The following is a 19,404-nucleotide window of genomic DNA, read 5'->3' as shown; positions in this document are numbered from 1 at the left end:
GCCGCCCGCTGTCGAGCTGTGCCCACTGTCATCTCCCCTTCCCTCGCGTTATCCGCCCTATGACGACACGAGGGCACCCGAATGTTTCACACCAATATTTCGACAGACCGTGACGTTCGACCGCCCGATGGTGGACAGGCAGCCACCACCGGCCACCAACGGGACGGGCGGCGCTCACCGGTCCGGCCGCGCAGGGCGCCCCAGTGCATGCCCGCCGGCATCGACCGCCGGCGGGACTTGCAAGCGGTACCCGGGGACAGGTTTACCGTCGGAGACGTCCCCGCCCGCGCGGCGCGGAGAGGGATGCGAGGCGCGAGCCATGACCGAACCGAGCTGGGTTCCGACGGCCTGTGCCCTGCCTACCGAGCAGCAACCGTTGCGGGTGGCCGAGTGGGACGAGCTGTTCGCCGGGCGGCTGATCACGCTGACCCGCCCGCGCCCGCTGCGGTTGCACCTGCTGCTCGCCGCAGGTGAGGGCGTGGAGGAGACGGTGCATGTGTACAGCAACCAGAATTGGTCTAACAGATACCGAACCCGCCGCCCGAAACGCCACGAGGTCACAGAACCGCACCCGGAAACCCGGAACTCGACACCAGGGGCAGCCGCCCAGGCGACCCGGGACAGGACGGCCACCAGCCCGGTCTACCTGCCAGCGGCCGGCAGAAGCCGACCCACCGACCCGAGATGCTGTCCGCCCGGAGGCCAAGATCAAGATCTACAGCTGGTACTAGGTTCACCATGAGATCGGGTACAGGTTTCATGGCACCGTCCTGCTGCGGTGCCCTAGCGTCGTGCCATGACGATTCCAGCTGGACTGAGACGCACGGTCCTCCGGGCGCAGCGGGACACCGGCTTTCTTGCCGCTGGTGTGCTGCCGCACCTGGCGCTGGTACCCGTGTGGGCCTGGGCGGCGGCGACTACCGCCAAGACGGGGAACTGGCTCCTTACAGTTTCCGTGTCGGCCGCCTTGGTCCTGCTCGGCACCCCGGTGCTGACGGCCGTTCAGCGGGCTCGCCACCGGGTGCTCGTCGGTGTGGACGTCCCCCGGCTCACCCCCGGCGTGCCGGAACGATGGACGTGGGCCTCGACGGCCCGGTGGCTCGCGGCGGCGCGGCCTTGGCGCAAGATCGGCTACCACCTTCTGCTGGGCCCGCTGCTCGCGCTGCTGGAGCTGCTGGTGCTCGCGGTGGCAGCGGTGTGCCTGGCGGGCGTCCTCGCCTACGCCTGGTCATGGGCGCTGCCAACCGGAATCCGCCAGGACTGGTTCGGCTACCTGATCCAGCTGCCGGCTTACACAGCGGCTGGACTCCTCCTCCTGTGCGCCCTGCCCTGGACCGCGCGGGCAGTAGCCCGGGCCGAGGCGCGGCTGGCGTTGGGCCTGCTCGGGCCCAGCCGGGCGCAGCGGCTCCAGGAGCGGGTCGATCGGCTGGCCGTGAGCCGGACCGACTTGATCGAGGCCGTCGACGCGGAGCGCCGCCGGATCGAGCGCGACCTGCACGACGGCACCCAGCAGCGGTTGGTGTCTCTCGCGGTCAACCTGGGTCTGGCCATTGCCACCCGCCCGGACCTGCCGAGTGATGCCCGCGAGGTGATCGCCACAGCGCACCTGGAGGCGAAGGAAGCGATCGCCGAACTCAATGACCTGGTGCGGGGGCTGCACCCGGCCGTGCTCGAAGACCGAGGTCTGGACGCGGCGTTGTCCGGGCTGGCTGCCCGCACGCCCCTGCCGGTGCGGTTGCGGGTCGATCTGGAGGAGCGGGTGGCACCCAACGTGGAGTCGGTCGCGTACTTCGTGATCTCTGAGGCGTTGACCAATGCAACGAAGCACGCCAACGCGATGCGGGCAGAGGTGACAGTCCGTCGGGTCGGCGAGGTGCTGCGAGTGCGCGTTACCGACGACGGGCTGGGCGGTGCCGACGCCGCCGCCGGCACGGGGCTGACCGGGCTGGCCAAGCGGGTCGGCTCCCTCGACGGGGCCTTCCACGTCAGCAGCCCTGTCGGCGGGCCCACCACCATCACTGCGGAGCTGCCGTGCGTGCGGTGATCGCCGAGGATTCGGTGTTGTTGCGGGTCGGCCTGATCAAGGTGCTGGAGATGGGTGGGTTCCAGGTCGCCGCGGAAGCCGGCGACGCGGAGGGGCTGTTGGCGGCAGTGGCGGAGCACCGGCCCGAACTCGCCCTGATCGACGTCCGGATGCCGCCCGGCTTCACCGACGAGGGGGTGCGGGCGGCGATGGAGATCCGTCGGCGCTGGCCGGGGACGCCGGTGGTGCTGCTTTCGCAGTACGTGGAGGAGCGGTACGCGGCTGACCTGCTGTCGGCGAACACCAGCGGTGTGGGCTACCTGCTCAAGCAGCGGGTCGCCGATGTCGCCGACTTCGTGGCGGCGGTCCGGCGAGTGGCGGACGGGGGCACGGCCCTGGACCCACAGGTCGTCGCCCAGTTGCTGCTGCGGCGCAGCGACCCGCTCGCGCGGCTGACCCCCCGCGAACGGGAGGTGCTCGGCCTGATGGCCGAGGGGCGCTCCAATGCCGGCATCGCGCAGGCGCTGGTGGTCAGCGAGAGCGCCGTGGCGAAACACATCAACAACATCTTCGCCAAGCTGGACCTGCCCGTGGTCGACGCGGACCACCGCCGCGTCCTGGCCGTGCTGCGGTTCCTCGGAGCGTCCCGGGCCTGACCTTCCCATCCGTGAACACGATCTACGGCTGGAGTACGAACCCCGGCCGACCAAGGGGACAGCCACCCGCACTCACGGAAACCGGAGCACCCCGCAGAGCCCCGGACGACCGGACCGGACCCCCACAGCGACCAGAACCGGTCTACCAGAAGCCGAACCCGGCACCCGGAACGCCATCAGGTCACAGCACCGAACCTGGAACCGACAACCGGATAGCCGCGAGCCCGCACGGCCGCACAGGCCGGGCACTGCGCGTCCCGCATCGGCGCCTGCTCCCGCAGCTCTCCGCCGCCAGGTCACCGAACTGCACGGCCGGGTGGAGCGTGTGTCCGCCGTGCAGGTCGACGTTGGGGTTCAACGGGTCGGCGGCCGTGGTGCCGGGAGCGCGTGCAGGCGTTAGATTCCGCCCCGGACAGCCAGGAAGTGCAGCACGGTGAAGACCAGATAGGCCGTCAGGGAGATCCGGTTGACGAGCAGGTCCGGGTGTCCGAGCGGGCTGGGGCGCGATTCCCGGGGGCGGAGCTCCGGGTGGCGGGCCGCATGGCCGACACCGGCGGCGAGGGCGGCGGCGTCGAACCCCTGGACGCCGCACCAGGAGGCGACGCGGCCGCCGAACTGCAGGGTGGCGGTGTTGCCGACGATGACGGACAGCAAGGCGCCCTTGGCCGTGGCGTCGGTGATCTCCTCCCAGCTCGCCCGGCGTCGGGTGAGGCCGGCGGTCACCGTCACGCCGTCACGGTCGATGGTGGCCTGCCAGCCGAGCCGGGAGGCGGCGGCGACCAGAGCGATGCCGCCCATGGCCAGTGGCTGCAGCAGCCCGCCCCACCAACCGGACTCGGCGCGCAGCACCTCCAGTACGGCCAGCAGCCCCCCGGCGGCCGGTCCGGACAGCAGGCGCAGCGGACGCGGCATCTCCCACTGCCCGGCAGCCGTCGGCATGGTCGGGGGTTCGGGAGCGGGCTCCGGGTCGGCGTGGGTGTTGGGGGCGGCGGAGCTAGCCGGCCGGACTTCATGAGCGCACACGACGGCTGTCCACACACCGGTCGAACCCGGGCCGTCCGTCGGGGACAGGACCAGCAACTGGGCGTACGGGCCGTCGGGCCCCTGGTAGAGCAGCGCGGGCTGAGGTGTGTCGATGCCCGGCCCGTGCGCGTCCCCGTTGGTGCTCTCGTTGCCGTCGTCGGCTTCGCCCTCCCCGGCCCAACGACCGTCCGTCCAGGTGTGCTGCTCGCGCACCGTCAGTTCCCACTGCGCACCGCCGAGGAGCGGCCCGGCCTTCGGGCCGCCGTCGCACTGGAACAGGACGCGCAGAGCCGGCGCACCAGGGCGTTGGGCCAGGGAGTGCCGGACCCGGACCGCCTTGGCGGCGGATGCCAGCAGGATCACGCCGGCCCCGCCGACCCCGGTGGCCGTCACGAGCAGGCTCGGGTCGAAGAGCGGAGCCGCCACCGCCGGGCCGAGCAGCAGCAGGCCGGCCACCCGCCGGCCGACCGGCCGGACGGGGTGCTCGGCGAACGGGGAGGGCTGGCCCGCGGCAGTCCAGGGGTAGGGCACCTCGGGGCCCATCAGATCGGTGAGCTGCTGCCGGGCCTGCTGACGGCCGAGGGCGACGGCGATCAGCAGGGCCGCCAGGGCCGCCTGTGAGAGCACCAGCGTCCAACGGGTCAACTCGTCGGGGACGCCCGGCAAGTACCAGCTCACCGGAAGCAGGGCGAGCGCCGCCAGCGACAGCGCCCTGGGGCGGGCCAGCAGCGCCAACGCCTGAGCCACCAGGGCTGCGAGCAGCACGTCCGCCGACTCGTACCAGCGCGGCGCATCGGCCACATCGAGGCCGTCATCGCGAACCGCGACCAGCACGAACAGCGCGAGCGGCAGCAGAACCAGCCAGCGACTGTCCCACCGATGGGCCGTGCGGGCGGCATGCCAGCAGTCCGCGGCCTCGGCGGTGAGCAGCGGGGGCGTCGGCAGCGGGGGTGCAGGCTGGAACATGCGTCCGATGGTGTCAGTCGGCCCGGGCGGGGATGAACCGGGGTGACCGACACCGCTCGGACTACGCTCCCTGTACGAGATCGCGGCCGCGGCAATGGTGGGTCGGCTACTTCCGGCGCCACCATACGAAAAACCCGTCCACCCCCGCATGCACGAATCCCATAGCCGCCAAGGCCCGGACCGCCAGGAACTCCGGGCCGCACCACCTCTCGGCACCGGCCGGGCGGTATGGGTCTTGCTCACGACCGTCAGCACCGTGCGGCCCACTTCGCCTTCATCGCCGACTGCGCCAGCACCGTGGGTGTGTGGGGGCGAGCTCCTTCGTGATGCCCCTGCTGCTGCGACTGCGGGCCATGGGTTGCCTGCTACACCTCGAAACCGCGGGCATCACGTCCACGGCCGACCGACGGTGCCCTGGTCTGACCTGAGCGAGGTCCGCACGCAGGCCGGCACCAAGATGCAGCCGCCGGCCGTCGTCCTCGGCGTGTCTGGAGGAGGCGCTGTTCGTCACAGTTGTTTGTTGACACGACAGCGGGGGCCGAGGGCGATCCCCCGGCCCCCGCCGGCTGACGATCAGCCCTGCAAGTAGGCGGCCTGCGGCTGGTACGGCGCCGGCGCGAGCCCGGCCGCCGCCGCGTCCTGCCTCGCCGTCAGCCGGCGCACCACCAGGATCGCCAGCACCGCCGCGACGAGGTCCAGCCCGTCGGCCACCGCCGCCACACCGAAGCTGCTGACGTACGCCTCCGCGGTCTCCGCCTCGGAGTAAAGCTGCCCGTCGGCCTGGCTGACCGTCAGTGAGATCAGCCAGGCCGCCCACCAGAAGCCGAGCAGCTTCTCCGAGGCCTTCGGGGCGCCCGGCGCGGTGGCGGCCCGCCAACTGTCCTGGGCGATCTGAAACGGGAACCAGAGCGAGACCACCGGGACGAACCAGCCCCAGCCCGCCCACGCGGGGCTCCGGCGCTGGCGCAGCTGCGGGGCCAGCAGCTCGGCGTTCTTGCGGACCCGCAGGAACCAGCAGATGAAGACCACTGCGGTGGCCAGCGCGGCGGCCACCCCCAGTACCCCCGTCACCGCCGACACCAGCTCGGCGTCCACCACCAGCTCACCCGACTGCACCGGTTCGCCGACGAGCTCCTGGTACTGGGCCCGGGCCGCCAGCGAAGCGGCGCCGTCCAGAACGTCGAACAGGGCCACCACCCCGAGCAGGACCGAAGCCGCGATCCCCAGGCCGCGCGGCGACCGGTAGGGCGCGGACCACGCCATCGGCGGTGCCTGCCAGGGCTGCGGCTGGGGATTGGTCAGGGAATCGGAGTACATGTTCGGAAATGTCCAGTCACTGATTCCCCCCACCGTCTGAGGGGTTCGGAACGGATATGGGAACACAGCAGCTGGGAGAATCTCCAAACGTTATTCCAGCTGTCGATGCTGAATGAGAACGGGCTTGGGTTTCACCCCGGGAAGCAGTCTGGGCAGGTTCAGTGGTCGCTGGTGAACGGGCGGAAGGGGCGTGGCAGTGGCTGACGCCAGTCGCCCAGCCTCGTGAGGAGAAACTGACGGGCGAGAGCACGTATGTCGTCCCACGCCGGATCTGTGACCAGCGCGTCGGCCCAGAGGCCGGCACGGCCGGCGCCATCGATCTCGCCGAGGCGACGGCCGATAGCCTGAAGGCGGACCAGATCGGTGGGCCCGAACGTGCCGCGTTCCGCGAGTTCTCCGGCAACGCGGCAGATCAACTCCACCTCTTCGACAACGTCCTTCGTTGCCGGCCCGCGCTCGCCCAGCCAGGCGAGCTGATCCTGGGGGTCGGCTGAGAGGAGGGCCATGAAGCGCACCGTCCAGGTGCGCAGGTGTGCGTCGCCGAGATCATTCATCCATGCAGGATCTCACCAGCCCTGCGGACGGACAGACGTCCCGCACCGGCCGGCAGACCGCCGCCAACCTGGCATTCCTCGCCCGCGCGATGAAGGCTCCCGCGCTGCTGGACGCCACCGAACGCCTGGCGGAGCGCGGCCGCACCGAGTCATGGACCCACACCGAGTACCGGGTCGCCTGCCTGCAGCGCGAAGTCTCCGCCCTCGACAGCCACGGCGGCGAAGGCCGCATCCGCGCCGCCCGCTTCCCCGCGATCAAGACCATCGAGGAACTCGATATCGTCCACCTGCGCGCATGACACGCCAACAGCTCAGTGCGGTTCCGTGCACAGGTTGAAGACCTTCAAGGTCAGCAGAGCTGCAAGATCTCACCGCCGTTGGCGGGCCGGATACTCCCGTCCTCGGATAGTGCGCTCCTCGCCCAGCGGCTGTACGGCGAAGGACTACCGTCCGTGCCTGAGGCCGGAAGGCCACGGGTACGGGAGGACTTCTGGTGAGTACCGGTCCTCAGCCCGACACCCTCCGGAACGGTATTCGGACCGGCCGGTCAGCGGTTGGGGAGAGCACGAACTCACCGTCCTTCTCGACGAACTCGAGGTAGGTCGTGCAGGGTTTGCCCAGCCCGAAATAGCCGTCGAGCGTCACGTACATCCCAGGTTCGGAGTCGTTACGGTGCGCGAGCTTCCAGGTGCCGGCATAGGGCCTGGGAGTTCCGAACTCCGTCTGGCTGCCGACGCAGAACGACTCGGCGACAGTGGCCGCGCCGATCCTCCCGTCCTGCAGGATCTCAAGCGTCTCGCCTGCCGCCGACCAGTTCCCGACCGGGTCCAGCGCCGGAGCCGACCCCCTCCCGAACAGCAGGAAGGCAACGGCGGCAACAGCACCGACAGCAGCCGACAGTGCCACGCGGTGCCGGGACGGTTTCACGGAGGTCCTTTCATTGTTCGCCATTCGTCCAGTCGTGGAAGTCGCTCTGCCTGGCGTAGACGTCCTCGCGAACGTACTTGGTTCGCCTGCGCCACCATGAGCTCGAGAGCGTCTGCCTGCACCGTTCCGTTCTGCGGACGCTCCTGGGTGTCCCGGCCGATCGATCGTCCCTTCGCGTTGTTGTAGAGGTCTGCCAGGTGATCCGGGTAGCCATCCCCGACCGGCCTTCCCGTCTCGTGGGCAACGCCCAGCTACGGCGGGCGCGGGAAACTGCGGCCAGTCGATGTGCTGGATCATCCAGGCGGGCAGGGCCCAGACACCGGGACCGCACAGCAGGGCAGGCGGACGGCGAGTGTGGCCGCCGCGCGCTGGAATGCCGATGTCGTCGTCCAGGCGCTGCTCGCCGACCCACACCGGGCGACCGGTCCCCCGGTGCTGGGGGGTGGCGAGACCGAGGCCAGAGGCGTCGGTGAGGGCGTGGAGGCCGGCGTGCGCCAGGGCGGTGTGGAGGGGGCCAACGGCCACTTGGGCCAGCCCGGCCGGTGGCCGAAAAGTGATGCTGGAGTATCCGGAATCAATCGTATGATCGCCCGATGCAACGCGAACTCATCGACGGTGTCCCTGTGCTCTGGGCGGAGACTCCCGGCCCCCTCGAAGCCACTCTGGTCTTTGGCTGTGGTGTCCGGGACGAGACCTTCCGCACCCTCGGGGTGACCCACCTGGTCGAGCACCTGGCGATGAGCACGCTGCCCCGCCTGCACTTCGACCACAACGCCTCAGTGGACCTGGCCCTGACCCAGTTCACCTGCACCGGCCGCCCGGAGCAGGTGGCCGACTTCCTGGAGCGGGTCTGCAGCGCGCTCTGCGCTCTGCCGCTGGAGCGGATCGAACGGGAGGCCGGCGTCTTGGAGGCGGAGGGCAGTGGGGTGGCCGACCCGACCACCGCCGAGCTCCTCTCGATCCGCTACGGCACCGCAGGGGTCGGCCTCGCCTCTTTCGGGGGCCCCGGCCCGGACCGGATCCCGGTCGAGGCGGTCCAGGACACCGTTGCACGATTCTTCCACGCCCAGAACGCGGCCCTGGTACTGACCGGCGCGCCCCCGGCCGGTCTGCGGCTCCCGCTGCCCGCAGGCGAGCGCCCGGCCCGCGCCACCGGGCAGCCGGTCCGGCAGGCAGGCCCGGCCTGGCAGCAAGCCCAGGTACCGGGACCAGGGCTGGCGCTCTCCTGCGATCTCAACGACCAGGCAGTCTTCCTGGCGGTCCAGCTGCTGCGCCAGCGCCTCACCGAGGCCGTCCGGCACCGGGAGGGTCTCACCTACGACGTCGGCGGCGACGTGGTGTTCGTCGCCCCCGGCCGGGGCGAGCGGACGATCTGCATGGAAGCCCGGGAGGGCCAAGAGCAGCGGGTCACCGAACTGCTCTGGCAGGAGGCGCTCCGGCTGGCCACCGAGGAGGCACCCGAAGCCGAACTCGCCGAGGAGGTGGAGGCCGCCAGGGAGGTCCTCCTGGACCCGCGCGCGGTCGAGTACGAGCTGATGGAGGCCGCGGCCGAGCTCGTGCTCGGCGACGCGCCAATGCGCGGCCGGGCCCGGTTGGACCTGATCGAGAAGCTGACCCCGGCCCGGCTCCGGGAGGCGTTCGCCGCTGCCCTGGGCTCGGCACTGTTGGTGGTGCCGTGCGACATCGAGGTACGCCCGCGCAGGGCGGACGGCACCGAACTGCCACAGTTCTCCTGCGGCCAGGGCGGCGAACTCCCCACGGTGGGCGAGAGTTCCGCCCGCCCCTGATGGACCGGCTGCGCTACTCGGGCGCGCGAAAGGTGCGTCTGGTGGTCACCGGCGACGGGCTCTGGATGCGCCAGCCGGACGGTTCGGTACACGCCATCGCCTTCACCGACGTGGTGGGCGTGGAGATGCAGGGCCCGGGCCGGGTGGTCTACGGGCGGGACAACTGCTTCCTCCCGGTGCTGCCCGACCTGTTCGCCGGAATCGGCCCGGCCGTCGCCGCGATCGACACCGCCGTGCCCGCCCAGCTGCGCTTTCCGGCCTCCGCCTTCCGCTCCGCCGACTGAGATCGAGAACCACCGTGCCCACGTACGCAGTCGTCACCACCGCCCATCGCGACCAGGTCCGTGTCGCGCTGCTCCGCTCCAAAGTCGGGGGCTACCTCCACACTGGCGCAGGGCCGGGCAGCGCGGTGCTGTTCGACCGCCCGAAGCCCCGGTTCGGGCGAATCTCCCGGCGCCGGATGCTCAATCCCGCCTGGGAGTTGGCGGTCGACTCCAAGGCGGGCGCGTGGCTGCTGGAAGACGACGGCCAGTGCGCGCAGGTGACCGCCTGCTACCCGACTGGCGGCTATCTCAGCCTCGGCTGGACCGCCGGGTGGACCCCGCCCGAAGATCCGGCGCAGCTCGCCGCACACCTCCGGCTCTGGAACAAGGACTGCGCGGAGATCGCCCGGAAGACCGGCCTGGCCGACCCGGAGGCGCTGGCCCAGGTGCGCAACGATCCGTCGCCGGACGGTTCCCGAATCGCGGGGGAGGACATCCTGCGCCGGATCTGCGTCCTGGTCGGCGCTCCGGACCTGGTGGTCGGGCAGTCCCTGCTCAGTCAGGCCGGACCGCGCGGCCTGGAGTTCGAGCGCTTCGAGGCCAAGGCGCGCTGACCCCGGGCCGGGTCAGTTCGGCGTGGCGTTCATCCGCGTCAACGCCGCTCCTGCGGCTGATCGCCACTGCCTTGTCCGCGGCGAGCCGGCCGGCCGCGGGATGGCGGCGGCCAGCTCCGCAACCGCTTCCCTTGTCAGGACTGTCCCTCTCGCGGCGGTGGCCGGGATCGGTGTGCGCTCAGGTCAGTCCGGCGGGCGGGCTCCAGAAGTAGCCGAGGATGGCCTTCGGCAGGCGCCACGCCTTCCGCTCGGGCGAGGCGGTGGCGCGCCCGCGCTTCTCGGCGTCGATGCCGGCGCGGGTGACGGCGAGCTGGCCAGGGTGGCGGTGCGTACGGCGTCGAGCCGACGGCCGGCCACCAGCCAGCCCACCCGGACGGCCTACGCCCAGCTGGGCAGCGGCGTCCCCCTGGGTCGTCCACGCACCTTCGGCCGGCAGAGCACGGTACGGGAGCGGTACCTGCGGGAGGCGGTCGGTCCAGCTCTTCAACGGAAAACAGTCCTTCGAGGCGGCACGAACGAGGAGGGCATGCAGGTCAACCGGTGACATGCTGCGGTGCCGGGACGAGCAGGGCGTCGAGCAGGGCGAGCTGCTGGGGGTTGAGCTTGCTGTCGGCCCGGGCCCTGTCCTGCTTGCGCAGCCAGGCGCCGGGTCGGAAGGTCGAGTCGCCTTCGCCGCCGGTGCGGTGGCGGGGCCGTCGAGGGTGCCGCCGGCGGTGACGTAGGCGAGCAGGCGGCGGTAGGAGCTGTTCCAGTCCGGCGAGCGAACCCGGCTCGCCGAGGCCGCCACGGACATCTCCTACGAGCTGGCGCGGTTGCGTGTGACAGGCAGTACGGGCGATCCCAACGGCGTCCTTGAAGCGTTGCGGAACACGTCCGAGATGGTCTACCGGGCCGTGTCGGACCGCCGTGGTACCGGTGTGCCGGCACCCTCCGCAATGGAGATCGCAGTGGCACTGGTTGAGGTCGCCACCGCTCGCTCGTGGTTCCGTCTGGAGATCGATCGTCTGGTGCGCGAGCACCACTCACCGGACCGGCTCGGCGCGTGACTTCCTCTGCATCAGGCAAGTGCCTACACCCCCGGGGACGGTCCTTGGCCGGGTAGAGGGTGGCGTGCTGCACCCTCAGCTTCCACCACGGGTCGGCCGGGGTCGAGACCCGGGCGGCCGGCAGCTCCCGCCGAGTGGGGCCGGCAGCACCAGCGAGCCCCGCTTCTTGTCCGCGCGGGTCTTCTCGCAGTGCGGGCACTCCAGCCGGTTCGGGCCGGCCGACGGCCAGGCAGTCGGGCACCCGGTCCGGCCTGGCCCGGGGGATCAAGGCGCCCGCTTCAGCCGTACGGGCCGACGGGTGGCGGGTGTCCTCATGACCTGGCTGCCGATGCTGAGCCTGTCGTACGTCACGCCGTCCACGCAGACGGTGAACTCGCATCCGTCGTCGGTCCGGATTCGCATCCTGTGGCTGGTGGTCGGGCCGTAGGTACCGATCCCCGTACTGGCCGACCGATCGACGACCTCCCCGGCATAGGAGCCGTTGAACGACCTTCTCCGCCGGTCCGCAAGCGCCACCAGGACCAGCACGAGCGGGCCAACGACGAGGACCAGGAGAATGAGGTACGACATGTGTGCCCCCCGCGTTGGCGACAGCGCAACCTGTTCACAGCAGCGTACCGCTCGTACGGGCATCGGCCCAGAAAGCTTGCGCAGCATCGGAATTGAAACCGATACGGCTGCGTGAGCCCCCTTCTCCGGGCGAGCGGATGAAGGGGCGCGGGGGCGGCGAGCGCCTGATCGCCGAAACCCACGGCGACACCAGCTCGGCAGCCACCGACACCACCTACGGGCAGCTGACCGCCGAGGGAGAACGAGTGCGGTACGCACTCGTCGTCCCGACCCACGTCGCGCCGGCCGCACTCGGGGTACCACGCCATGTCAGGGCGCAGCTCGGCATCACGGTGTAGAAGGTGACAAACGACGGTACGGTCACCGCCCACAGTGACCGAGCGACACACCGGGTAGGACAGCCCTGGGACACCCCCAGTCCCCCCGTCCCCGCCACGGACCGCCACGAGCCGGGCACCACCACCTGATCCTCCAACTCCTCCTGGTCCTCCAAACGGGCGGCCTGCGGCCGCGAAAGGGGCGCCCGGCCATGCAGCCGCACGGTGGGCAGGGACCGGGGCCCGGCGGCCTGCCAGCGCGCGGACGGGCAGGGTCAGCCCGCCGTGCCCGGCTTGGCGGGCCGGCGGTCGCTGCGCCGGGACAGCCGCCCGGCGGCCGGCTACCGGGGCCTGATTGCCCCAGGAAAGGGCGCAGCGCGGCAGTCCGGCCGGGCGTGGACGGGTCGGCCGGGCAGCCGTGCCGTTCCTTGACCCCGCGTGCAGCGGCCCGGGGCCCGACTGGCGAAGGGTGCCTCCGCCCGCTTCACCGCTGGGGCACGGTCGGCGCCTGGCCGTCCAGGTGCGGGGCGGCCCGAGGCCGAGGTGTCGGCGCAGGTGACCATCCCGATGGTCGCGGCGTCGTGGACGATCGCCAGTGACCGGTGCGCCCGCACCTCCGCTCGCACTGCATGAATGCTGCCCAGCACGCCGACGGCGGCTGCACCCACGAGGACCGCGTCATACCCCCGGTGGTGGAGGGGCCGGCGGACAAGCCCTTGCGACTGCGGGGGAGGGTCAACCTGTGGGAATCCTGATACTCCGGGAAGCCGGCCGGCTGAGACAGTGTTCGAGGCGGGCTCTCCTCCCTCCGAGGGAGGAGAGCCCGCCGGGTGCTGATGTCAGCGTGCCGGGCAAGGCCGTGCTGCCCGGGCCCGCGCGCGGATGCGCGGGCCGCGTGCCCGGCGGGCGGGACGCGGCGGGTGCCCCGTCAGCCGCCGATCGTGCTCTGCGGGCCCGCGTACTGGCCGAGTAGGGCGGGGACGTCCGTGGCGGCGTCCAGGGTGTAGCCGTAGTAGTCGCTCGGTGTGAAGGTCGTGCCGTAGGTCTGCTGCTTGCCGGTGGAGTTGACGACGATGCTGCCGCTCTGGCTCAGCGAGGCGGCCGTCGTGTCGATGTTGTAGGGATTGGCGACGTTGTCGAAGTAGCTGTTCTCGATGACCGTCTTCGACGCGCCGCGGGAGAGGTTCCCGTACGAGGTGATGTTCTGCAGGTAGTTGTTGTAGAGGTGGGCCAGGGCGACGTTGTCGACGCTGGGGTTGCGCTGGTTGGTGTCGTGGATCCAGTTGTGGTGGATCGTCATCCGGGCGGTCACGTTGTCGGTCCAGCCGATGCCGAACGCCTTGTTCACCTCGCCGAGGACGTTCCACGAGACGGTGAGGTAGCTGGTGTCCTTCCGGCTGTCGATCAGGCCGTCGTTCATCCGCTCGATCCGGTTGTGGTCGATCCAGACGTGGTCGGCGGTGTCCATCTGGATGCCGTCGTAGTCGTAGACCTTGTCGTCCGGGTCGTCGTCGGCCATCCGGGTGTCCCGGATGGTGAGGTTGCGGATGATCACGTTGTGAACGCCGGTGCCGAGGAAGAAACCGCCGTTGACGATCTGGCCCGAGGTGCCGACGCCGACGATGGTCTTGTCCGACTTCACCGGGATCTCGTAGCCGTACGGGGTGACTGTGACGGCCGCCGCCACCTTGATCACGTAGGGGGTGGCGGAGGTCGCGTACTTCACCAGGTCGGCGAAGGTCGTGACGGTCACGGTGCTGCCCGCGGCACCGCCGGTGGTGCCGCCGCCGGTGGAGGCGAAGCCGTCCGCCTTGTCGGACCAGGTGCGGCCCGCGACGGGCTTGAAGGCCCATTGCTTGTTGGAGTTGGCGGTGCAGGTCTCCTGGATGACGGCGGTGCCGTTGGTGGTGGAGGCGTTCTGGTCGCTGATGCAGAGGCCGTTGCCGACGTTGATGATCTGGTAGGTGCCGCTGCCGCTCGGGGTGAGGGTCCAGAGCTGGTTGCTCTGGCTGCTGACGCAGCCCCACTGCTGGAGCTGGGTGCCGCTGGTGGTGGAGGCGGCGGGTACGTCGATGCACTTCTTGCTGTGGACGTTGACGAGCTGGTAGCGGCCGGAGCTCACGGGGGTGAGGGTGAACTGCTGCCAGTCGGAGTCCGCGGTGCAGCCCCACTGCTGGAGGAGGGCACCGTTGGCGGTGGAGGCGGCGGGCACGTCGATGCACTTGCCGCTCTTGGTGACGGCGAGCTGGTAGGTGCCCGCAGCGGGCAGCGCGGCGGCGCCCGCAGGGGCCGCATTCAGGCCGAGAACGGCCGCGCCGACCGCCAGCAACAGCGCCGACAGCACACTCAACGACCGGCGTGCGCGATGCTTCCTTCTGGTCATGATGCTCCTTCTGATGGGTGGGGGTGGTTGTGGGGAAGTGCGGCGTCAGCCGACCGGGTTCCAGCCGTCCGAGCCGGCCAGGTACTTCTGCGGCGTGTAAGTCGCCGCCTGGGCGTCCGTGAGCTGCGGGCGGTTGCTGTTCAGACCGGCGCCGGCGCCGGTGTTCCTGTACTCGAAGTACCGGGCGTTCTGCCAGGTGCTGGTCGACATGTTCGTCCAGGGCTGCGCGGTGGCGATCGTGTTGGAGAGCGACGACTCCCGGTACACGACCTGGGCGTCCTGCCGCCACGGGCGGCCGAGCTGGGTCGTGTTGGCGGTCGCCCCGGTGATGGCCGACTTGTAGAACAGGAAGCCGTACGCGCGGGTCGCCGGCGTGCTGGCCGCGGTGATGGGGCCGCCGGTGGTGCGCTTCTCGTAGATCCGGCAGTTGTCGAAGACGGCGACGCCGCCGCCGTAGATGAAGTCCACCGTGCCCTCGATGTAGGAGTTCACGGCGTACACCCGTGCGCTCTCGTTGACGAGGAAGGTGTCCTGGTCGCCGAGCAGTCGCACGTTGTCCAGCAGCGCGCGGTCCGAGTCGAGGTACAGGGCCAGTGCCTGGTCCCCGGTGTCGGAGCTGTTCTCGTCGAAGTCGTTGCTCAGCGTCAGGTTGGTCGCGGTGAAGTCGTGCCCCTGGGCGACGACGGTCGCGCTGCCGGAGGTGCCGTACGTACCGGCGTTGCGGTTGCCGACGATCACCACGTCCCCGGGTGCGGCGCCGAGGCCCTGCAGCGTGACGTACGGCTTGGTCGACGGAATGGTCACCTTCTCCCGGTACGTGCCCGGCTTGATCGTGATGACGACCCGGCTCGCGTTGCCGGTGCCGACGGCGTCGACCGCCGCCTGCACGGTCGTGTACTTCCCGGTGCCGTCGGAGGCGACCGTGGCCGCGGCGGTCGAGCCGACGGGCTTGAAGGCCCATTGCTTGTTGGAGTTGGCGGTGCAGGTCTCCTGGATGACGGCGGTGCCGTTGGTGGTGGAGGCGTTCTGGTCGCTGATGCAGAGGCCGTTGCCGACGTTGATGATCTGGTAGGTGCCGCTGCCGCTGGGGGTGAGGGTCCAGAGCTGGTTGGTCTGGCTGCTGACGCAGCCCCACTGCTGGAGCTGGGTGCCGCTGGTGGTGGACGCGGCGGGCACGTCGATGCACTTCTTGCTGTGGACGTTGACGAGCTGGTAGCGGCCGGAGCTCACGGGGGTGAGGGTGAACTGCTGCCAGTCGGAGTCCGCGGTGCAGCCCCACTGCTGGAGGAGGGCACCGTTGGCGGTGGAGGCGGCGGGCACGTCGATGCACTTGCCGCTCTTGGCGACGGCGAGCTGGTAGGTGCCCGCGGCGGGCAGCGCGGCGGCGTCGGCGGGGGCGGCGGTGAGGCCGAGGACGGCGGCGCCGGCCGCCAGCAGCAGAGCCGACAGCACACTCGACGACCGGCGACGGACCAGGGCGGGGCTCGGCCGGGCGCGGGTGGGGGCCCGGTCGGGTGTTGCGAGCACAGGTGCTCCTTTCGGGGGAGAACGGCGGGTCCGGGACCGCGGGAGCGGTGCCCGGCCGACGCCGTGCGCGCCACGGCCCGGTCGGGCGGCGGCACTCGTTGTAGACGAGCGGGCGTCGCCCGGATAACGGAAACCCGGAAAACTTTTTCTCACCGAGTGGGGGCGCCCTCCGCAGGGCCGTCCGCCTCCGGCCCGGTGGACGGCCGGATGCGACCGCTTTACGGCCGTGTCAGGGCCGTGCCAGGATGCGGACTCCGCAAGCAGTAACCGGCCGTGCCCGGATGCCGGCAGGTGGCGCCCCGGGGTTCCGGCGCGCCCGTCCCGCATCCCGCTGCGGCGAGATGGCGAGGAGATCAGTAGTGCTCACGGGCAATCAGCACGAGACGTCTCCGGATGTCGCCGCGTTGGTCCGCGACGCCCAGGCGGGCGACGAACGCGCACTGAACCACCTGGTGGCGACGCACCTTCCGCTGATCTACAACATCCTCGGCCGCGCGCTGCACACACCCGCCGACGTCGACGACCTCGTGCAGGAGACCATGCTGCGGGTCGTCCGTGGCCTGCCCTCGCTGCGCGAACCGGACAGGTTCCGCTCGTGGGCGGTCGCCATCGCCTACCGCCAGCTCCAACAGCACGCCCGGCGCCGGGCTATTGACGTGCCGCACCGCTTCGACGTCCTGGACGTGCCGGACCCGGCCACCGACTTCGCCGAACGCAGCGTCGCCGAAATCGTCCTGACCGGCCAGCGGCGCGACCTGGTCCGCGCCGCCCGCTGGCTGGACCCGGCGGACCGGCAACTGCTCGCCCTGTGGTGGCAGGAGGTGGCCGGCGACCTCAGCCGGGCCGAGGTGGCGGCGGCGCTCTCGCTGGACGCGCCGCACACGGCCGTCCGCCTCCAGCGGATGAAGACCCGGCTGGAGGAGGCGCGCGCCGTGGTACGCGCCCTTGACGCCGTACCCCGTTGCCCCAGCCTTGCCGTGCTGGCGCAGGGCTGGGACGGCGACACCACGTCGGTGTGGCGCAAGCGCTTCACCCGGCACACCCGTGACTGCCCGACCTGCGGCGACCACCGCAGCGGACTCGTCCCACCGGAGAGACTGCTGCCCGGCATCGGCGTGCTGATCGTGCCTCACGGCCTGCTCGACAGCCTGCCGGGGGCGACCGCCTCGGCGGCCCACGCCGCACTCGGCCGGTTCGGCGACGTCGCCCGGCAGCTGGCGGCCAGGCCTGTGGCGACCGGCGCGGGGGCCGCGGCCCTCGCCGTCGCCGTGGCGATCACCTGTGCACTCGTTCCGTGGTCGGCCCCCGCCCCCCTCGGCCTGCCGCCGGCCGCCGGAACGACCGCCGGGCCGGGCGGTGACCCGACGGCATCCGCCACCGGGACACCGTCCGCCTCCGCCGCACCCCGGTCGTCGGCCTCCGCCCCCGCAGCGTCACCGGCGGCCGCGCTGCCGGGCGGGGCAACCACCGGCGTGTCGGCGGCGGACATCTTCGTGGCCCCGGCCGGCTCCGACTCCGGCGACGGCAGCCTCACCCGCCCGTACGCGACGCTCGGCAAGGCGGTCTCCGTCGTGCGGCCGGGACAGACGATCTCCCTGCGCGGCGGCACGTACCGGCTGACCGAGCCGGTGGCGATCACCACGAGCGGCACAGCCGAGGACCGCATCACCTTGAGCAACTACCGCGAGGAGCGGCCCGTCATCGACGCCTCCGCGCTGCCGGCGGCCGAGTGGGCTATCACCCAGCAGGCGAGCCACTGGACGGTCCAGGGGCTCGAGCTCTTCGGTTCCGCCAACCACGCCTACGTCTGCCGCGGCTGCGGGTACAGCGTCTTCCGGCGACTGTCCTTCCACGACAATGCGCGCTCCGGGCTCGTCCTGCGCGACGCGGGCACGATCGGCAACACCGTCCTCGACAGCGACTTCTTCAACAACCACGACGACGCCTCGCACGGCGCCGGGGGTATCGGACTGGGCGTCACGTTCGGTTCGGGCGAGGGCAACACCGTTCGGGGCTGCCGGTTCTACCACAACGCCACCGACGGCCTCGACCTGGGCGGATTCGCCAGCCCGGTCACGGTCGAAGGCAACTGGTCGTACGGCAACGGCGTCAACCGGTGGAAGGTGGCGGACTGGCACGGCGCGGGCAACGGCTTCACACTCGGCGGCGGCGACTCCCGCGCGGCGGTGGCGCACCGGGTGTCCGACAACGCGGCCTGGGACAACACCGGGCTCGGCTTCAACGACGAGGGCAACCCGGGCCGGCTCCGGCTGACCGGCAACACCGCCTTCCGCAACGCCGTGGCCGGCTTCTACCTGCCCTCCGCAGCCGCCGCCCTCAGCGGCAACGTCGCAGCCGCCAACGGACGGGACACCAGGCTCGGGCCTGCCGTGCAGTCGGCCGGCAACACCTGGGACGCCGGCGGCCAGGGAGCCGGGACCTTCGCCAGCACCGACCCGGCCACCGCCGAGGCGGAGCGGGCAGCCGACGGCACCCTGCCCGCGACCGCCTTTCTCACCACCCGCGACGGTCTGGGCGCCCGGATGACCGAGACCCCCTGACCCGGCCCGAGGTCCTGCCGGGAACACCGCTCCCGCCGGCCCCGGCCGAGCAGGCCGACCGGGGCCGGCGGACGGTCGGGAGACCGAGTCAGCGCCGGAGGGCACCGTCCAGCAGTGAAGACGGCGGGCTTGCCCGCGAGGCGGTCGTTCGGCAGCCGACCAGCGAAACGGCACTCTGGTGCTACGGCGGCCGGCTCAACTACCCGACGCCTTGACCGAACTCCCCAAGACCGTCAGGCACGACATCCCGGACTCGGACCTGGCGAGGCCCGGCGAGCCGTTCTGCACGGACATGGCCGATCTGATCCCCAACGAACGCGACCAGGCCCCGACACTGCCCACTGAGCCGTATGGAAGCAGACCCGACCCGACGGGTGGCGGTCAGAGGCGAGCGGGGCGTGCCCCGGCCCCTCGGCCGGCGGGCCGAGGCCTGCGGCGCCAGCGGCTGCGATCCCCGTCGCATCTCTTCCACCTGCAGCGTCGCAACCGCCGCGCAACCCTCACGCAGGCACTGCGCGGCCGGGCGCACCGGCGTCCTGGCAGGCCGCGTCAGCGGGAGCCGCGTCGCGGGTGGATCAGCAGGGGCAGGATCGAGAGCACCACGACGGCCCCGACCAGCAGCCACAGGTAGTGGTCGATGCCCGGCACGGCCGCGCCCAGCCAGTAGCCGGCCAGCACCAGGCTCTGCGACCAGAGCAGCCCGGCGACGATCTGCCACACGGTGAAGGTCCGGGTGGGGACGTCCAGGACGCCCGCCAGCGGGCTGAGCACCGTACGGACCAGCGGGACGAACCGGCCGAGGACGATCGCCTTGCGGTAGCCGTAGCGGCGCAGCAGTTCCTCCCCCTGGGCGGCGGCCGATCTCAGGCG

Annotated in this window: 17 protein-coding genes; 8 read left to right on the top strand and 9 right to left on the bottom strand. The window is 71.4% G+C overall.

Translation table 11 applies throughout. The features are described from left to right. Positions 1-796 precede the first annotated feature (796 nt). Together ACFUK0_RS34845 and ACFUK0_RS34840 are read left to right on the top strand one after the other, a co-directional pair. Positions 797-2,044 carry a sensor histidine kinase gene (locus tag ACFUK0_RS34845; RefSeq protein WP_380257072.1) on the top strand — a complete coding sequence of 416 codons (1,248 nt, stop codon included), beginning with the start codon at positions 797-799 and terminating at the stop codon, positions 2,042-2,044. Beyond that, on the top strand, positions 2,032-2,679 hold the full coding sequence (locus ACFUK0_RS34840) for a response regulator (protein ID WP_380257070.1): 648 nt from the start codon (positions 2,032-2,034) through the stop codon (positions 2,677-2,679). Before ACFUK0_RS34845 ends, ACFUK0_RS34840 begins: the two co-directional genes overlap by 13 nt. Positions 2,680-3,075: 396 nt before the next feature. Here the strand turns inward: ACFUK0_RS34840 and ACFUK0_RS34835 are convergent, their stop codons facing one another. The 3 genes from ACFUK0_RS34835 to ACFUK0_RS34825 all read right to left on the bottom strand — a co-directional run bounded on the left by ACFUK0_RS34835 (position 3,076) and on the right by ACFUK0_RS34825 (position 6,539). Continuing rightward, entirely contained in the window at positions 3,076-4,668 is a 1,593-nt protein-coding gene (locus tag ACFUK0_RS34835; protein WP_380257068.1) for a hypothetical protein, read from the bottom strand. Between the two features lie 573 nt (positions 4,669-5,241). Then, complete coding sequence (locus tag ACFUK0_RS34830; RefSeq protein ID WP_380257066.1) at positions 5,242-5,985, bottom strand: DUF4328 domain-containing protein; 744 nt, start codon at positions 5,983-5,985, stop codon at positions 5,242-5,244. 158 nt (positions 5,986-6,143) lie between these two features. Continuing rightward, positions 6,144-6,539, bottom strand: a complete 396-nt coding sequence (locus ACFUK0_RS34825; RefSeq protein ID WP_380257064.1) for a hypothetical protein — start codon at positions 6,537-6,539, stop codon at positions 6,144-6,146. 2 nt (positions 6,540-6,541) lie between these two features. Between ACFUK0_RS34825 and ACFUK0_RS34820 the strand changes: the two genes are divergently transcribed. Further along, entirely contained in the window at positions 6,542-6,838 is a 297-nt protein-coding gene (locus ACFUK0_RS34820; RefSeq protein WP_380257062.1) for a hypothetical protein, read from the top strand. Between the two features lie 208 nt (positions 6,839-7,046). Here ACFUK0_RS34820 and ACFUK0_RS34815 read toward each other — a convergent pair whose 3' ends face one another. Next, positions 7,047-7,490, bottom strand: a complete 444-nt coding sequence (locus ACFUK0_RS34815) for a hypothetical protein (protein WP_380257060.1) — start codon at positions 7,488-7,490, stop codon at positions 7,047-7,049. Positions 7,491-8,059: 569 nt separating this feature from the next. Here ACFUK0_RS34815 and ACFUK0_RS34810 point away from each other — a divergent pair. Genes ACFUK0_RS34810 through ACFUK0_RS34800 form a run of 3 tightly spaced genes read left to right on the top strand, consistent with a single transcriptional unit; the run spans position 8,060 to position 10,130 of the window. Further along, the gene (locus ACFUK0_RS34810) at positions 8,060-9,253 is read left to right on the top strand and encodes a hypothetical protein (RefSeq protein WP_380257058.1); all 1,194 of its coding nucleotides are present in this window, start codon (positions 8,060-8,062) and stop codon (positions 9,251-9,253) included. Between the two features lie 41 nt (positions 9,254-9,294). Further along, on the top strand, positions 9,295-9,537 hold the full coding sequence (locus ACFUK0_RS34805; protein ID WP_380257056.1) for a hypothetical protein: 243 nt from the start codon (positions 9,295-9,297) through the stop codon (positions 9,535-9,537). Positions 9,538-9,551: 14 nt separating this feature from the next. Further along, positions 9,552-10,130: a hypothetical protein gene (locus tag ACFUK0_RS34800; RefSeq protein ID WP_380257054.1), complete on the top strand. Its 579-nt coding sequence runs from the start codon at positions 9,552-9,554 to the stop codon at positions 10,128-10,130. Positions 10,131-10,308: 178 nt separating this feature from the next. Here ACFUK0_RS34800 and ACFUK0_RS34795 read toward each other — a convergent pair whose 3' ends face one another. Together ACFUK0_RS34795 and ACFUK0_RS34790 are read right to left on the bottom strand one after the other, a co-directional pair. Beyond that, positions 10,309-10,617, bottom strand: coding sequence for a hypothetical protein (locus tag ACFUK0_RS34795; protein WP_380257052.1), 309 nt, complete (start codon positions 10,615-10,617; stop codon positions 10,309-10,311). 823 nt (positions 10,618-11,440) lie between these two features. Continuing rightward, positions 11,441-11,746: a hypothetical protein gene (locus tag ACFUK0_RS34790; RefSeq protein ID WP_380257050.1), complete on the bottom strand. Its 306-nt coding sequence runs from the start codon at positions 11,744-11,746 to the stop codon at positions 11,441-11,443. A 137-nt stretch (positions 11,747-11,883) separates the two neighbouring features. Between ACFUK0_RS34790 and ACFUK0_RS34785 the strand changes: the two genes are divergently transcribed. Then, positions 11,884-12,084: a hypothetical protein gene (locus ACFUK0_RS34785; RefSeq protein WP_380257048.1), complete on the top strand. Its 201-nt coding sequence runs from the start codon at positions 11,884-11,886 to the stop codon at positions 12,082-12,084. Between the two features lie 907 nt (positions 12,085-12,991). Here the strand turns inward: ACFUK0_RS34785 and ACFUK0_RS34780 are convergent. Beyond that, the gene (locus tag ACFUK0_RS34780) at positions 12,992-14,446 is read right to left on the bottom strand and encodes an RICIN domain-containing protein (protein ID WP_380257046.1); all 1,455 of its coding nucleotides are present in this window, start codon (positions 14,444-14,446) and stop codon (positions 12,992-12,994) included. 45 nt (positions 14,447-14,491) lie between these two features. Beyond that, complete coding sequence (locus tag ACFUK0_RS34775) at positions 14,492-15,973, bottom strand: pectinesterase family protein (RefSeq protein WP_380257044.1); 1,482 nt, start codon at positions 15,971-15,973, stop codon at positions 14,492-14,494. 359 nt (positions 15,974-16,332) lie between these two features. Here ACFUK0_RS34775 and ACFUK0_RS34770 point away from each other — a divergent pair, with 359 nt between their 5' ends. After that, positions 16,333-18,534 (top strand): sigma-70 family RNA polymerase sigma factor, encoded by a 2,202-nt coding sequence (locus ACFUK0_RS34770; RefSeq protein ID WP_380257042.1) that lies wholly within the window; start codon positions 16,333-16,335, stop codon positions 18,532-18,534. Between the two features lie 549 nt (positions 18,535-19,083). Here ACFUK0_RS34770 and ACFUK0_RS34765 read toward each other — a convergent pair. Beyond that, positions 19,084-19,404: DedA family protein (locus tag ACFUK0_RS34765; RefSeq protein ID WP_380257040.1), on the bottom strand; the 321-nt coding region annotated here is incomplete at its 5' end.

Source organism: Kitasatospora sp. NPDC057223 (assembly GCF_042669755.1).
Classification (GTDB): Bacteria; Actinomycetota; Actinomycetes; order Streptomycetales; family Streptomycetaceae; genus Kitasatospora.
This window is presented reverse-complemented; position numbering and strand designations above follow the sequence as displayed.